Here is a 15,686-nt window from a genome sequence, read left to right as displayed (position 1 = left end):
TAGGAATTGTTATGTCACACACATATACAACGTTTTCACAGAAAAAAAATGACCAAATGCTGGAGCCGATGTTTTTCGGCCAACCCGTTAACGTGGCGCGTTATGATCAGCAAAAGTACCCTATTTTTGAAAAGCTGATTGAAAAACAACTGTCGTTTTTCTGGCGCCCTGAAGAGGTTGATGTCTCTCGCGACCGTATTGACTATAATGCGCTGCCAGATCACGAAAAGCATATCTTTATCAGTAATCTGAAATACCAAACGCTGCTGGACTCTATTCAGGGCCGCAGCCCTAATGTGGCATTATTGCCACTGATTTCGATTCCTGAACTGGAAACTTGGGTTGAAACGTGGGCGTTTTCTGAAACTATCCACTCACGTTCGTATACACATATTATTCGTAATATTGTGAATGACCCTGCCATTATTTTTGACGATATCGTTGAAAATGAAGAAATTTTAAAACGTGCTAAAGATATTTCTGGTTTTTACGATGACCTGATCGAAATGACCAATTACTATCATATGTTTGGTGAAGGCACGCATACTTGCAACGGCAAGCAAGTTACTGTTTCTCTGCGTCAGTTGAAGAAGCAGCTGTACCTGTGCCTAATGAGCGTTAATGCGCTCGAAGCAATTCGTTTCTATGTTAGCTTCGCCTGTTCATTTGCGTTTGCTGAACGCGAGCTAATGGAAGGAAATGCTAAAATCATCAAACTGATCGCACGTGATGAAGCACTGCACTTAACTGGTACACAACACATGTTGAACCTGTTACGTTCGGGGCAAGATGACCCAGAAATGGCAGAAATCGCGGCAGAGTGCGAGCAAGAATGTTATGACTTATTCGTTCAAGCGGCAGAGCAAGAGAAAGAGTGGGCTGACTACCTATTCAGCGAAGGCTCTATGATTGGTTTAAATAAAGATATTTTATGCCAATATGTTGAATATATTACTAATATTCGCATGCAAGCTGTCGGTCTGAAATTGCCATTTGAAACGCGTTCAAACCCAATTCCATGGATCAACGCATGGTTGGTGTCTGACAACGTACAAGTTGCGCCTCAAGAGGTTGAAGTCAGTTCTTATTTAGTCGGCCAAATTGACTCTCAAGTCGATACCGACGATTTGAGCGACTTCGAACTATAAGCATGGCAAGCCATAAAATCACCCTGCGGTTAACGCAGGGTGTTCAAGTCCCCTTCCATACTGAAGTCCATTCGTGTTTGTTGGAAGCCTTAGAAGACAGCCGTATTCCTGTAGAATATCAATGCCGTGAAGGCTACTGCGGTTCATGCCGAGTGACGTTATTACATGGGAAAGTGGGCTATAAGCAAAAACCTATTGCATTTGTGCAAGATGGAGAAATTCTGCCTTGTTGCTGTCATCCACTTTCAGATATTGAAATTGGTTAATCTAAAATAGGTGATTGCACAGCTGTCTATCAGTTACCTGTGCAATCACTTTTTATTCACTTGCTTTATTGATTATAAATAACCATATAATCCCGCAAATATCCAACCAAATACACAAGAAACACCCACCCCAATTAACCCCGGTAGAATGAAGCTGTGGTTGATAACAAATTTACCAATACGCGTTGTTCCAGAACGGTCAAACTGAATTGCCGCAAGGTCACTCGGGTAAGTTGGTAAAATGTAATACCCATAACACGCAGGCGCAGAAGCGATAATATAAGCCGGGTCAACACCAATCCCTAGTGCAATTGGTACTACAGCGGCCAGAGCAGCTGCTTGTGAGTTAACAAACTTAGAGACTAATAATAAGATAACTGCATAAGCCCAAGGGAAATCTTTCACTAAAGAACCTAAAGTTCCTTTAATTTCATCCATATGAGCACCGAACATGGTTTCTGCCATCCATGCGATACCATATACTGCAACAATCGCAATCATCCCTGAACGGAATACTTCATTCTTTGAAATTTGTCCTGGATTAGTCTTACAAATAATGATAATTAGCGCACCTGCTAATAACATAAACATCTGGATGACTAAAACCATGGATAGTGGCTTACCGTTAATTAGCGGCCTAAGTTCAGAAAATGCGCCAAGTAATGCCACAACTGCGATGGAAGCTAAAAAAATCCACATCGCGACCCAATTAATTTTCGGTAATTTGGTATTTAGCAGTGTCACACTGTCACCATAGACATAATCATGGTTTTCAGGGACTGAGATAAACTCTTGGAATACAGGGTCTTTATCGAGATCTTTACCTCTAAACCAACTGAAAATACCAATAGCTAAAATACCAATTAATGTTGATGGAATAGTAATTGCTAATAAATCCAAAAATTCGAGTGACTTACCATTGATTGTCACACCATTTAGCATTGCGACTAATGAAACAACGGCAACTGAAACTGGGCTAGCGATAATCCCCATTTGCGCGCCAATACTACTCGCAGCCATTGGCCTTTCAGGGCGAATATTATTTTTAATCGCCGCATCGTAAATGATAGGTAAAATTGTATACACCACATGCCCTGTACCACACAAAATGGTTAAGATACATGTCACAAAAGGTGCCACAATAGAAATGTACTTAGGGTTTTTCCGCAGTAGTCGTTCTGCAATTTGCAGCATGACATCCAAACCGCCTGATGCTTGTAACGTTGCTGATGCGGCAACAACAGCAATGATAACAAGCATTACATCAACAGGCGGTTTTCCAGGCGGTAAACCAAAGCCAAAAACTAAGATAACTAGACCAACACCACCTAATAGCCCGAGTGCCATTCCCCCTTTTTTTGCTCCATAGAATAAGCAAACAAGGATAATGGCTAGTTGAATCATAAAGTCCATAGTTCCATCCTTTATATATATGTTTACATATATTATCGGGATGATTTTCAAGCATTAATTTGATTTATGATAACTTCAAAATCAATTTAGTTTTATTTTTTATGCTTTTATTTTGACCTCATCACATAATTTTAATTAAGTAACTGACATACTATTCCGTTACCTACCATTTTGATAAAAATCAATCAACTACTACACCAATTTTAACAACTCACTCCATTTAAATTTACCTTTAGTCACTTTAAATCATCATTTTTTCTTTACTTTATTAACTCTGCTCATTGTCTTGAGTCTCTCTATCTACTTGATTATTGGCGTAAACTTAACATTACACTAGCTGTAATTTACATTTGACAGCGAACTTGCAATCGCATAATCTGCATCACTTATTAATTATTCAAATTCAATTAGAGGAACTTGTGAAGAATCGTACGCTTGGCAGTGTGTTAATCGTTGCAGGGACAACAATAGGTGCAGGGATGTTGGCAATGCCACTTGCCGCTGCAGGAGTCGGTTTCACAGGCATCGTTTGTTTGCTTGTTGGATTATGGATGTTAATGAGTTATACCTCATTACTGTTAGTTGAAGTGTATCAGCATAACCCTGCAAATATGGGCTTAGGCTCCGTTGCTAAAAAATATCTTGGCCCAATTGGCCAGATAGTGACTGGGCTAAGTATGCTGCTATTAATGTACGCATTAACAACCGCTTATATTGGTGGAGCTGGCGTATTAATTTCAGATAGTCTGTCTTCATGGTGGGGCTTTAAAATTTCAACTGACACTGCCATTATTGCATTCACTATTATTGGTGGTGCAGTTGTCTGTATTGGTACGCATTCCGTCGATTTTATTAACCGAATTTTATTCACAGCAAAAACGATTTTTTTAGTCATCATGTTAGTTGTAATGATGCCACACGCGGAAGCCGTAAACTTAAGCACCATGCCAATTGAAAAAGGCCTTATCCTTGCCGCAGTACCCGTTATTTTTACCTCTTTTGGTTTCCATGGCAGCGTCCCAAGTTTAGTTAACTATATGAATGGGGATGTACGTAAATTACGTATGATTTTCATTACCGGAAGCGCAATTCCTTTAGTTGCTTATATTCTATGGCAGATTGCGACGTTAGGGTCTATTCCATCACATACTTTTCTCGGAATACTAGCGCAGGAATCAGGTCTAAATGGGTTACTCACCGCGATCCGCGATGTTGTCGCTACACCTCGCGTTAATATCGCCGTCAGCTTGTTTATGGATTTAGCGTTGGCCACATCTTTCTTAGGTGTCGCATTAGGCTTATTTGATTACCTCGCCGACTTATTCAAACGGAGTAATCATTTTATCGGTCGAGTGCAAACAGGCTTACTCACCTTTGTTCCGCCATTATTGGCTGCCCTATTCTTTAGTAGTTTCGTACAAGCATTAACTTATGCAGCTGTTGCACTCTCGGTCTTAGCGCTGATTATTCCTGCATTGCTAACATTACGTGTACGTAAATTAGAATCTCAAGGTGGGTATCAAGTTAAAGGTGGTACACCTATTTTAGCCTTAGTGTTGGCATGTGGTGTGGCAGTAATCGCTATCCAATTTTCGATTGTTGCCGGCTTCTTACCGAACGTCGGCTAACAAATTGATAAATTAAGCCGTAATTCGGATAACTTCAAATTACGGCTTTTGTTTATCTGAAATTAACTATCCTCACTCCCAATCAAGGTGGCCATCGTTTGATATCCGCAATCAATCAATAATTCCCTAGCATTCCTACTCTATCTCCACATATATATTATTTGCATATAATTTAATATATATTTCTTTAATTACGTCATTTGGCAGAAAATAATTCCGAAAAGACAACCCTACCCCTCTTGCTTTACAGTTATTGAGAGGTAAATAAGGAATTAGGTTGAATGAAAAGGAAAAATATTTCTGCTGTCCACGATGCAGCATTTAAGAGGTTTATGTCAAACATAGACAGCGCACGTGACTTTTTTGAAATTCACTTACCAAAACACATAAAATCATTATGTGATTTCACTACGCTAAAGCTGACTAACTCATCATTTATTGATAAACAGCTTCGCTCTCGGCTATCTGATGTTCTGTATTCAGTACAGACCTCACATGGAACAGGCTATATTTATTTATTAGTCGAGCACCAGTCAACCCCAGATAAACTGATGGCGTGGCGCTTAATGCATTATGCGTTTTTAGCAATGAATCAGCATATGCAGCAAGGAAGCACTGTATTACCTCTAGTTGTTCCTATTCTTTTCTACCACGGTACTCGTTCACCTTACCCTTACACTCAGTTATGGACAGATTGTTTTCCTCAGCCCAAGCTGGCAAATACGTTATATACACAATCATTCCCGTTGGTTGATATCACTGTAATAGACGATAATGAATTAGTAAATCATCGCAAAATTGCTGTTATGGAATTAGCGATGAAACATAAACGTTTGCGAGATGAGTTTCACCATGTGCTTCCTTTATTGGCGCAAGCACTCAATCAACACTATAATAGCGACAATGATGTGGTCACTATCATCAATTACCTATTTTCTGCTTTAGACTCAACTGATTTTGAAAAATTTATCTACACATTAGAAGCGCAAACAGAAAAGCACAAGGAGACGATTATGAATATCGCACAACGCTTACATAATAAGGGTCATCAAGAGGGCCTTCTCGAGGGGCTGCAAAAAGGCAAACAGGAAGGGCTTCAAAAAGGGCTTCAAGAAGGCGTTCAAAAAACTAAAACCACCTTAGCTCGCAACTTATTGATAAACGGTGTTAGCCCTGAAATTATTATGAAAAGCACCGGATTGAGCCGTGATGAGCTGACGTCATTAAAGTAATGCAATAAAAACTGAAGTAAATAGCTATGGATAAGCAGCTAAAAGTTTAACCAATTATTTTAAAAAATACTCAACTAAGTTTACATCATCAAATTCGCCCTAGGCGTACACATAATGTACGCCTAGGGGCATTATGAACAAGATAACCCTGTTAGAATGAAAGGCCAGCCCCTACATACCAGCCATCAGCAACTTTATCGCTACTATGACCATGTGTCCCTTTCATTTCAATTAAGCGATATCCCGCATCAATAGATAAAGGCTTAAATACCGTATAACGTGCACCGGCTTTAGCTTCGACGTACGATTTGCTGCCTGAAGTCAGTTGCTCTGGAGCACCATAAGCTTCACCGTAAATATTGAGTGAAGGCAAAGCCTGCCAATTTAACCCACCACCAACAGCTAATGCAGCACCATTACTATTGTGATCAGGTGATAGATATAGCCCTTTACCTCCTACAAATGCAGAAAAAGGCCCAATAGGTAAGCCAAATGTGGCACCAATACTACCCATTTGCCCATCATGGTCACTACGAGCCCAAGAGCCGTTAAATGCCAATCCTGCATTTTGGTTACCTAACCCTGCAGACAGCTCAGTAAAATGTTCACCTGCTTGTGCACTAACTGAAACTGCATGTGCAGTACCTACGAATAATGGTGACATCGCTGCTGCCAATAATAATAATTTGCGCATTATTTTATCCTCTTGATATTATTACCTATGGATATTACGCGAATCTCACCCTATTTTCAGCCATTCTTACCTAGATTTACGCTATAGCCTCGATAAAAGCCCTCGTTATTCATTACAAAATTTCACGCATCAAAAATTTTAGTGCAAAAAAGTGCGATAAATACGTATTTTTTTACTTGTAATCACAGTAATTGGTTATATTAATTAGATAATCAATTCCATAATAACTATACTGAATTACAAGTTTATTGTAGTCGTGTTTTTTATTTTTTACAAAATATTAACTTATTAGTTAGGTTTGTGTAGTCATTTAATCCAAACAAAGGAGCATTGTGATGAAAAAGAAAGGCCTTACTACCGCCTCAGGCGCCCCAGTCGCCAATAATAATAATGTCATGACAGCGGGTAAACGTGGCCCAATGTTATTACAGGATGTTTGGTTTTTAGAAAAACTTGCCCATTTTGACCGTGAAGTAATCCCTGAAAGACGTATGCACGCAAAAGGTTCTGGTGCTTTCGGTACGTTTACCGTAACCCATGATATTAGCCGCTATACTCGTGCAAAAATTTTCTCTGAAGTAGGGAAAAAAACAGAAATGTTCGCTCGGTTCTCTACCGTTGCAGGCGAACGTGGAGCTGCCGACGCAGAACGTGATATTCGTGGCTTCGCATTAAAGTTTTATACTGAAGAAGGTAACTGGGATATGGTGGGTAACAACACCCCTGTATTCTATTTCCGTGACCCATTAAAATTCCCTGATTTAAACCACGTAGTTAAACGTGACCCTCGCTCTAACCTGCGTACAATGGAACATAAATGGGCCTTTTTCTCCCAATTACCTGAATCTTTACACCAGTTAACCATTGATGCTAGTGACCGTGGTATCCCACAAAGTTACCGTCATATGCATGGTTTTGGTAGCCATACATATAGTTTCATCAACAGTAACAATGAACGTTTCTGGGTCAAATTCCATTTCCGTTGCCAACAAGGTATTCAAAATCTGTCTGATGAACAAGCTGAGCAGTTAGTGGGTAAAGATAGAGAAAGTTCACAGCGAGATCTGTTTGAATCCATCGAGAAAGGGGATTTCCCACGCTGGAATTTGCAAGTGCAAATTATGCCAGAAAAAGAAGCTTCTCAAGTTCCTTATAACCCATTTGACTTAACCAAAGTATGGCCACACAAAGATTATCCATTAATTGATGTCGGTTATTTTGAACTTAATCGTAATCCAGACAACTATTTTGCTGACGTAGAACAAGCGGCTTTTAGCCCTGCTAACGTGGTTCCGGGTATTGGTTTCTCCCCAGATAGAATGTTACAAGGCCGCCTGTTCTCTTATGGCGATGCTCATCGTTATCGTCTTGGTGTCAACCATCACCAAATCCCAGTAAACGCCCCACGTTGCCCATTCCATAATTACCACCGTGATGGGGCAATGCGCGTTGACGGTAATAGTGGCAACCATGTGACCTATGAGCCAAATGAAGCCGGATTATTCCAAGAACAACCGGACTTTAGCGAACCGCCATTATCTATTGAAGGTGCTGCTGACCATTGGGATCACCGCGAAGACCAAGATTATTTCAGCCAGCCACGTGCATTATATGAGTTGTTAGATGATGCCGAGCACCAACGTATGTTTAAACGTATTGCCGGTGAACTGATTGACGCGACTGAAGCCACACAAGTGCGCCAAATCGAGTTATTTAAACAAGTTCACCCTGAATACGGTGCAGGTGTCGAAAAAGCGTTAAAAGCACTAAAATAGTGTAAGTCATTAAGTGGTGGGGATAACCCCGCCACTATTTCGCCCTATTCTTTTATTCTCGCTAACAACCACTTCTTCACTTGTTGCCTAGACACTTTTATTCCCCCTGCTTTCAATTCAGGGTCTAAATAATAAAATGCCATAGGATATTGGTATGGAGCGAGTTTATCTTTTAACCAATCCGCCAGCTGATTTAAATCCACTGACTCATTTGCTTCAATAACCGCGACAGGACGTTGCCCAAATTGCACATCATCAATAGGTATAATAAAACTTTGGCTGACATCAGGATGTGAATTTATGACTGATTCGATATCTTCGGGTTGAACACATTCCCCGCCACTAATAAATAAATTATCTAGACGACCAACAACCTGATATTCCCCATCAATAAAAGCCCCTTTATCATTGGTTTTAAACCAGTTATCTAGGCAATTTAATGGGTGAAGTTGCCCATCAAACCAATAACCCAGAGCCTGACTGTCTGATTGAATTTGAATTTCATCATCCACAAGACGAACTTGCTTGCCTTTTAAGGGTAAACCGACACCTTTTTTACCGTCTGCCCGTTTCGCACAAACCGTAGATGCCATTTCTGTCATCCCATAGCCGCTCCAACAAGCAATACCATGCTGTTGAGCCAGATCCGTCAAGGTTGAAGGAATACTCGCTCCTCCCAATAAAACGGCTTTCAATGCGATATTAGTCACTGATTTATCATTTAATAAACGCCATAACTGGGTCGGAACTAAAGAGGCATGAGTGACCTCATGCAATGCTTGAGCCAAAGGAAGATTTTTGACCGCAAGTGAGCCACCTTTAAGAAGCCAGCGCCAAACAATCCCCTGACCAGATACATGGAATAACGGCAGCGATAGTAACCAACAATCTCCTTGCTGGTAATTCATCAGATTAACAACACCTGCTGCACTATTTAAGTGCGCAGCGACACTGTGAACAGCGGCTTTAGGTAGGCCTGTCGATCCCGATGTTAAAATCAACGTAGCGGGCTGCTGAATAACCTCTTGAAAAATAACCGGAGCAACCTCTTCATCACTAATAAAATGGTAATAAAGTTGATAATCTAAATTACGATAATTTGCTAACAGATTTGATTCATCAGTAAAATCAATAACTGAGCTAACATTAAGATGAGGTAATAATTCTGCTAACAACCGTTCTGGGAGGCGGGGATTTAATGGTAAAACACGAGCCCCACAAGCAATAAGTGCCAGCTGACTCAGTAATAATTCAACTGAATTTTTTCCATGTAAAACAATACACTGCCCCTGCTCTACGCCTTGCATTAAAAAGTAAGTTCTAAGGTCAGTAATTTGTTGGCTTACACTTTCCCAAGTCATACTTTGGGACTCTGTGACTAGAGCGATTGAGTTCGGACGAAGATTGGCCCAGTGTTGCCAAGGCCAATCTTTAAATTGTGCTAACTCTGCCATACAAGCGTTAAATCATCTAACTGCTGAAGCGGAATATCACATTGTGGCCAAGGCCGTACCAATTGAGATTGAATAAGTGATACCGTGTCTAAGCCTGGAATGGTATTTGGCGTTAGCCAATGCGCTACACGAGCAAGTTGTGTTAAACCAAAACTACTTTCAATGGATGAGCTAATCACAGCTTGTAACCCTAAGCGATGTGATTCTTCCACTAAATAGCGGCAATATGACAAGCTGCCTGTCAGGGTCGGTTTAATTACTATCGCAGAAACCCCTTCCTGCGCTTCTACCATAAAGCCTTCCTCACGTACACTTTCATCCCAAGCAATACTAATGCCAGTATCTGCTGCAAATTGCAGTGACTCTTCACGGGTCTTACACGGCTCCTCTAAAAACGCAATACGACTACGGTAGTCTGGATTAACATATTTAGCAAAACCGTCGGCTTTTGTTCGGGTCCAACTGCGATTCGCATCCAAACGCAGTTTCAGTTCTGGAACTGCCTCTAGTAACAGGTTAACCACCATACCATCACGTACCGCTTCATATAGACCGACTTTAACCTTAGCGACTTTCTCACCTTCCATTGCATCAAGGCTTAAGATTAAATCGTCAGGATCACCACTACATAAAGGCGCTTTGCGGTAATCCGCTTGTTCAGGAAGCTCCCCTGCCAGCTCCGCTAGAGCGCAGCTGCAACCAAAAGCCACAGAGGGTAATAAACTATTAGAAATTTTGCCTTCTTTCACCCATTCATTCAGTCGCTTAATAGTTTCTGCGGTTGCTTCTTCTAATGTTTCACGACTGAATTCAGGTAGAGGCGAAATTTCTCCCCAACCTTCATTATCCCCATCTTGTAAACAGACTAAAAGCCCATCACGCGTTTTTAGTCGCTGATAACGAAGGATAACGCCTGCCTCCATCGGCAGGCTGAACGAATAAATACGGGCTTTACGCATTATGGATTACGCTTATATTTAGAGAAGTCTGGAGCACGTTTTTCATTAAAGGCGTTACGGCCTTCTTGCCCTTCATCTGTCATATAGAACAACATAGTGGCATTACCTGCGAGCTCTTGCAGGCCAGCCTGACCATCACAATCTGCATTCAAGGCGGCTTTCAAGCAACGTAATGCCATTGGGCTGTTCTCTAGCATTTCACGACACCAACGCACAGTCTCTTTTTCTAAGTCAGCATAAGGAACGACAGTATTAACCAGCCCCATATCCAACGCTTCTTGTGCATTATACTGGCGGCACAGGAACCAGATTTCACGTGCCTTTTTCTGCCCAACAATACGTGCCATATAAGACGCACCCCAGCCACCATCAAATGAGCCAACTTTTGGACCGGTTTGGCCAAAGATTGCATTATCTGCAGCAATAGTCAGGTCACACATCATATGTAACACATGACCACCACCGATAGAGAAACCGGCGACCATTGCCACCACAGGTTTTGGACAAGTACGAATTTGACGTTGGAAATCTAATACATTTAAGTGATGAGTACCACTTTCATCACGATACCCGCCGTAGTCGCCACGAATTTTTTGGTCACCACCGGCACAAAATGCTTTTTCACCTTCACCCGTTAAAATGATAGTTCCAACTTGGTCATCATAGCGTGCATCAGATAGAGCTTGGATCATTTCTTTCACGGTTTGTGGACGAAAAGCATTACGCACTTCTGGGCGATTAATCGTAATTTTTGCAATCCCTTCAGGAGATTTATGATAGCGAATATCTTCAAACCCTGTAGAGCAATCTTGCCATTCAATTGGTGCGTATAATTTTTCTTCGCTTGGATAAATCATTATCAGATTCCTTTAACCACAGTGTGATAAAAAATGGTGTAGTGCAGCTGCAAAGCCCATTGGGTTTTCCCAATGCGCATTATGCCCTGCATTTTCAATTAGCGTTAACGGCAATTCATATTGTTGCGAAACGCTTCGAAACTTTTTATCCTTTTCGCCACAAAAATAACGATAAGGACAGGTCAATTGATGCAATTTGTCCGCCAAGAAAGGTTGCTTTGCTAATGATGTATTTTCTAGCATAGCAGCAATACTGTGCGGGTTATTTTGCCGACGTAACTGAGTTAAATGTTGGCGCTGAGTGGTCGACAAATCAGCAAATACAGCTTGTTGATACCAATCATCTAACACTTCTTCGATGGGTTCTGAACGAAAACGTTGTGCCCATGCCTTATCATTAGCCGCCCGAGCAACTCGTTCTTGTTCATTGACTAATCCCACATTGCCCCCCTCAATCACTAGACCTAATAATCCGTTAGGCTGATAGTGACAGGCAAAATGCATCGCTAACCGAGCACCGAGTGAATAGCCGACCAAGTAGTATTCATTAATTTGATGATAATGTAAAAGAGCGCTGAGTTGTTGATCAAAATGTGAAAAACCTTGGCATGGCTCTGAGTGAGAACCGCCATGCCCTGGTAAATCCACCGCTAACGATGGAAAAGCACGTGTTTGTTCAATCACAGGTAGCCAGTCATCGGCACTACCTAACAAGCCATGCAGCCAGATGACCCAAGGAGCAGATGAGACTGAATTATGTCTATGGGCAGATAACATTACAGTTCCACAACTTCATTCAATAGTTGTTTTAACGTACGGGCGCCTTCATCACTTGCCACCTGCAATTCCACCAGCAATGTGCCCTGTTGACGGCGCCAAAATTGTTGAACGGTATTTTTTAGTGTTGTCCAGTCTGTCGGCGCACAGTATTGTAAGCTAAACATTTTCGCCGCGGGCTCGAAACTGACATTTTGCGGCATACAGTAATAGTTTTGTCTTGCTTCGTCTGGTGTAGGTAACATAGAAAAAATTTGCCCACCATTGTTATTCACCACGATCAGAACGGTGGGCGCTGAAGGCTCACGCAACAAAGCCAAACTATTCAAGTCATATAGTGCAGAAATATCCCCAACAATAGCCAATGTTGGCCGTGCTGTTGCCCGTTGAACACCTGCCATGGTAGAAATCAAACCATCAATACCACTCGCGCCCCGGTTACTATAAACAGGATAGCCCAATGGAAGTTGTGCTAGTGCATCTACCAAACGGACAATTAAGCTGTTGCCAACAAATAGTTGGCCTCGTGGAGGCAGCAGTTCAGGTAATTGGTGTGCAACTGCGGCTTCTGAAAACTGCGCTTGTAAGCGTTGGCGCACATGGTGTTGAGTTTTTTGCACTAAAGTGGGCAGCGACTCACACCACAAGCTTCTCGGCTGTGCAGGATGGTTATCTAGCCAACCCTTGATTGAACAGGTTAATTTTCTTCCCTTATGATTGGCTGGGTCTAACCGCTGAGGTATTGAGTCGATAATCCAATACTCTTGCGGCTCACAATTGGCTTGCCATTGTAAGAGCCGTTTTCCCGTTAAGCTTGAACCAAACTGAACGACTAATTCCGCATCTTTTAAAATAGACTGAGTTTCTGGATGTTGTAGCCATAAGTCGGCACATGGAAAAGGTTGTCCGGTTTGAGACAGCACATCACCGAGTACTGGCCATCCAAGTTCCTGTGCCCATTTTGCAACTAACTCCCCTTCACTCGCTGTCATTCGCCCTGCAATCACAACGCCTTTTTTCTGACGCCAAAAATACCAATCCGCAACCAATGCGACGGAATGGGTTAATGGCTCCGTTAACCACGGGTGAGAAGAATTCCACCATTCTCCAAGTGTTTGCTGCCACTCATATTCCCCATCCATTTCACCATATAGTGGCTCTGCAAATGGACAATTAATATGAAAGGCACCATGGTGTAACTGGTTCATGCCATTATCAATCGCGGTGACCAACCATTTCGCTGAAATATCTTGCGTCGGCCTTGGCAACATTAATGATTGAGAGGGGTGAGATGCAAAAATATGTGTTTGCCGAATAGCTTGATTAGCACCGCAATCAATCAATTCTGGCGGTCTGTCAGCGGTAAGAAAAATCACCTTTTCCCCTGTTAAACCGGCTTCAATTAATGAAGGGTAAAGGTTTGCAACAGCTGTACCAGAGGTAACGATAACCCCTACAGGCTCATGGCTGGCTTTTGCTAAACCTAGGGCTAGGTGCCCTAAACCACGCTCATCGAAATGCGTATGGCAATGCAATTTACCATGGTTAATCGCCGCAAGGGTCAAGGGTGTTGAGCGCGAACCAGGCGCAATACAGATGTGTTTCATTCCGTGGCGAGACAGTGCTTCGATAATCACTTCAGCCCAACGGAGGTTAAAAGCAGAATTCGACATAATATGCTCAGCAAATTATTAGTTATCAATTAGTTTAGACTGGCTGAAATAAATTTCTTGATCTCAGGACAATTTTTGATGAACTAATTGAAATAAAAAAGAAAATAACCATTTTTATTTTATGGTTTTTCGTTATTTTCAAATAAAGACTTTAGCCCAGCCGCTTTATTTTCAATTTCTATCCACTCTTGCTCTGGGTCTGAGCCACTGACAATGCCAGCGCCTGAATATAATGAGACCTGTGCACCCTCTATTTGCGCACAACGTAGAGATACCGCGAATTCACTTTTATTTAAGCTCATAAAACCACCCGTTCCTGCATACCAGCCGCGAGAAAAAGGTTCATTTTTGGCTAAAAATTGCCGAGCGACTTTTCGTGGCAAACCACACACGGCAGCGGTAGGTTGGAGGCGTTGTAAACAATCGCTATCAGAAGGGGTGATTAGCGTTGCAACAATTGAACGATAAAGGTGTTGAATTTTTCTTAAACGAATAACTTTTGCTGAAGACACATCTACCCCAGTCACCGCCCCTTGCAATTGTTGACAAATATCATCAACAACCACTAAGTTTTCATGTTGGTTTTTTTTATCTTCCATCAACCATTTAGCGTACTCTGCTGCGACTGCATCATCAGGGTCATTAGCGACGGTTCCCGCTAAGGCCTCAGAATTTAATTGGCCATCTTGACGTAAATATAAACGCTCGGGGGTTGAAGAAATAAAACCAGAATGCGCGTTGAAGGCCATCATAAAATGGTAGCAATGATGATTCACTTGCTGGCTTTGTGCTAAAAACTGAGCAACCGCAATAGGCTTAGACAGGGTGAGTTTTGTTTCCCTTGCCATAACCACTTTTTCCATTTTCCCTGACTTCATATCATCAATAGCGCAATTTAATAAACGGCACCATTCATCATGAGTAGGAATATGTTCTTGCGCAGTAATATCCGCATTCAGTGCCAATGTCACTTGAGAAGCGGGTTTTAATTGCTGTAAAAGATGAATGGCATTTAAGCGATCTTCTTCACCTTCTATATTGATGCTAACGTTAATCATTGAACGTAATCGATGAATTTCAATACGAGGTAAAAAACAAAATGTTGCTTGACGTTTTATCTCGTCAGGGATCTCATCCCCGACGGCATTCCACCCATTAAGCCCCCATAGGCGCATTTCTGGTATATCAGGGTATTGCGATAAAAAAGCTTGAGCCTTATCTATCGAATCAAAAGATTTCACCATGCCAAGAGCACTACATTCTTCAGCTCCCGTCCGTTGATACCAGTAAAATTGAGGGTAGCTTTCTTGCACTGATAGCCATGAAAGACCAGGGAAAGCGGTTTGCGCATCCAATTGCCAAACAAAACGAATAAACTCTTGGTTTTTTAGTGTCAATGTAGACAAATGATCCAAAATTTCAGTTATCAGTTGATCAATTTTTTTATAGTTCACTTTAGATTCCCACTGCTACATCACACAAATTCACTACGCGTTATTATATAGCGCAAAACCATTTTTTAATACATTGATGACTAACAGTAAATGCTATGTCACCGGTTCAGCACTAAAAACAGATTATCTGCAATAAACAAATTGTTTTTAGTACATCACTATAATTATCGCTTATGCCCCAAATGACGATAGCCAAGAGAAATCACATCAAAACCAACCTTGTTACACGAATAGAGGTTCAGGTTGTTGATAGTATAGCTTATTATATATATTACACGTCATTCCATTCATTTAATTAATGGAAAATGTGATTTTATCCTCTTTCTTCTTTCCTCCCTCTCGAAATTGCTTCATTT

The 15,686-nt window shown here is 41.5% G+C and carries 13 protein-coding genes; 5 read left to right on the top strand and 8 right to left on the bottom strand.

Annotation, left to right across the window (positions count from 1 at the left end; genetic code table 11):
• Nucleotides 1-11 precede the first annotated feature (11 nt).
• Complete coding sequence (nrdB, locus tag FVA72_RS09140; RefSeq protein WP_004259897.1) at nucleotides 12-1,148, top strand: class Ia ribonucleoside-diphosphate reductase subunit beta; 1,137 nt, start codon at nucleotides 12-14, stop codon at nucleotides 1,146-1,148.
• A 2-nt stretch (nucleotides 1,149-1,150) separates the two neighbouring features.
• On the top strand, nucleotides 1,151-1,414 hold the full coding sequence (yfaE, locus tag FVA72_RS09135) for a class I ribonucleotide reductase maintenance protein YfaE (protein WP_004259896.1): 264 nt from the start codon (nucleotides 1,151-1,153) through the stop codon (nucleotides 1,412-1,414).
• Between the two features lie 72 nt (nucleotides 1,415-1,486).
• On the opposite strand, the gene FVA72_RS09130 is transcribed toward yfaE, so the two are convergent.
• On the bottom strand, nucleotides 1,487-2,827 hold the full coding sequence (locus FVA72_RS09130; protein ID WP_004259891.1) for an anaerobic C4-dicarboxylate transporter: 1,341 nt from the start codon (nucleotides 2,825-2,827) through the stop codon (nucleotides 1,487-1,489).
• Between the two features lie 419 nt (nucleotides 2,828-3,246).
• On the opposite strand from FVA72_RS09130, the gene tyrP reads away from it, so the two are divergent.
• A complete protein-coding gene (tyrP, locus tag FVA72_RS09125; protein ID WP_036958089.1) occupies nucleotides 3,247-4,455 on the top strand; it encodes a tyrosine transporter TyrP in 1,209 nt (402 codons plus the stop codon).
• A gap of 281 nt (nucleotides 4,456-4,736) precedes the next feature.
• Entirely contained in the window at nucleotides 4,737-5,687 is a 951-nt protein-coding gene (locus FVA72_RS09120) for an Rpn family recombination-promoting nuclease/putative transposase (protein WP_004259881.1), read from the top strand.
• Nucleotides 5,688-5,838: 151 nt separating this feature from the next.
• Here FVA72_RS09120 and FVA72_RS09115 read toward each other — a convergent pair whose 3' ends face one another.
• Nucleotides 5,839-6,381, bottom strand: coding sequence for a YfaZ family outer membrane protein (locus FVA72_RS09115; protein ID WP_096864878.1), 543 nt, complete (start codon nucleotides 6,379-6,381; stop codon nucleotides 5,839-5,841).
• Nucleotides 6,382-6,716: 335 nt separating this feature from the next.
• On the opposite strand from FVA72_RS09115, the gene FVA72_RS09110 reads away from it, so the two are divergent.
• Complete coding sequence (locus FVA72_RS09110) at nucleotides 6,717-8,156, top strand: catalase (protein WP_004259872.1); 1,440 nt, start codon at nucleotides 6,717-6,719, stop codon at nucleotides 8,154-8,156.
• 44 nt (nucleotides 8,157-8,200) lie between these two features.
• Here FVA72_RS09110 and menE read toward each other — a convergent pair whose 3' ends face one another.
• From menE to FVA72_RS09080, 6 genes are all read right to left on the bottom strand, one after another.
• On the bottom strand, nucleotides 8,201-9,610 hold the full coding sequence (gene menE / locus FVA72_RS09105) for an o-succinylbenzoate--CoA ligase (protein WP_110591903.1): 1,410 nt from the start codon (nucleotides 9,608-9,610) through the stop codon (nucleotides 8,201-8,203).
• Nucleotides 9,598-10,569, bottom strand: coding sequence for an o-succinylbenzoate synthase (gene menC / locus FVA72_RS09100; protein ID WP_004259867.1), 972 nt, complete (start codon nucleotides 10,567-10,569; stop codon nucleotides 9,598-9,600). Before menC ends, menE begins: the two co-directional genes overlap by 13 nt.
• Nucleotides 10,569-11,426: a 1,4-dihydroxy-2-naphthoyl-CoA synthase gene (gene menB, locus FVA72_RS09095; RefSeq protein WP_004259866.1), complete on the bottom strand. Its 858-nt coding sequence runs from the start codon at nucleotides 11,424-11,426 to the stop codon at nucleotides 10,569-10,571. Before menB ends, menC begins: the two co-directional genes overlap by 1 nt.
• A 12-nt stretch (nucleotides 11,427-11,438) precedes the next feature.
• A complete protein-coding gene (gene menH, locus FVA72_RS09090) occupies nucleotides 11,439-12,203 on the bottom strand; it encodes a 2-succinyl-6-hydroxy-2,4-cyclohexadiene-1-carboxylate synthase (protein WP_110591904.1) in 765 nt (254 codons plus the stop codon).
• Nucleotides 12,203-13,876 carry a 2-succinyl-5-enolpyruvyl-6-hydroxy-3-cyclohexene-1-carboxylic-acid synthase gene (menD, locus tag FVA72_RS09085; RefSeq protein ID WP_110591905.1) on the bottom strand — a complete coding sequence of 558 codons (1,674 nt, stop codon included), beginning with the start codon at nucleotides 13,874-13,876 and terminating at the stop codon, nucleotides 12,203-12,205. Before menD ends, menH begins: the two co-directional genes overlap by 1 nt.
• Nucleotides 13,877-13,995: 119 nt before the next feature.
• Entirely contained in the window at nucleotides 13,996-15,330 is a 1,335-nt protein-coding gene (locus FVA72_RS09080; protein ID WP_110591906.1) for an isochorismate synthase, read from the bottom strand.
• Between the last annotated feature and the right edge of the window lie 356 nt (nucleotides 15,331-15,686).

It is taken from the genome of Providencia sp. PROV061 (assembly GCF_011045655.1).
GTDB classification, from domain to species: Bacteria; Pseudomonadota; Gammaproteobacteria; order Enterobacterales; family Enterobacteriaceae; genus Providencia; species Providencia hangzhouensis.
The sequence above is the reverse complement of the archived record's forward strand: the minus strand, read 5'-3'. Positions and strand labels throughout refer to the sequence as shown.

What these genes read in the sequence shown, in the direction of transcription:
- FVA72_RS09130 (WP_004259891.1), bottom strand. Translation starts at nt 2,827, where the DNA reads ATGGACTTTATGATTCAACTAGCCATTATCCTTGTTTGCTTATTCTAT.
- menB (WP_004259866.1), bottom strand. Translation starts at nt 11,426, where the DNA reads ATGATTTATCCAAGCGAAGAAAAATTATACGCACCAATTGAATGGCAA.
- menD (WP_110591905.1), bottom strand. Translation starts at nt 13,876, where the DNA reads ATGTCGAATTCTGCTTTTAACCTCCGTTGGGCTGAAGTGATTATCGAA.
- menH (WP_110591904.1), bottom strand. Translation starts at nt 12,203, where the DNA reads ATGTTATCTGCCCATAGACATAATTCAGTCTCATCTGCTCCTTGGGTC.
- nrdB (WP_004259897.1), top strand. Translation starts at nt 12, where the DNA reads ATGTCACACACATATACAACGTTTTCACAGAAAAAAAATGACCAAATG.
- menE (WP_110591903.1), bottom strand. Translation starts at nt 9,610, where the DNA reads ATGGCAGAGTTAGCACAATTTAAAGATTGGCCTTGGCAACACTGGGCC.
- FVA72_RS09110 (WP_004259872.1), top strand. Translation starts at nt 6,717, where the DNA reads ATGAAAAAGAAAGGCCTTACTACCGCCTCAGGCGCCCCAGTCGCCAAT.
- yfaE (WP_004259896.1), top strand. Translation starts at nt 1,151, where the DNA reads ATGGCAAGCCATAAAATCACCCTGCGGTTAACGCAGGGTGTTCAAGTC.
- FVA72_RS09115 (WP_096864878.1), bottom strand. Translation starts at nt 6,381, where the DNA reads ATGCGCAAATTATTATTATTGGCAGCAGCGATGTCACCATTATTCGTA.
- menC (WP_004259867.1), bottom strand. Translation starts at nt 10,569, where the DNA reads ATGCGTAAAGCCCGTATTTATTCGTTCAGCCTGCCGATGGAGGCAGGC.
- FVA72_RS09120 (WP_004259881.1), top strand. Translation starts at nt 4,737, where the DNA reads ATGAAAAGGAAAAATATTTCTGCTGTCCACGATGCAGCATTTAAGAGG.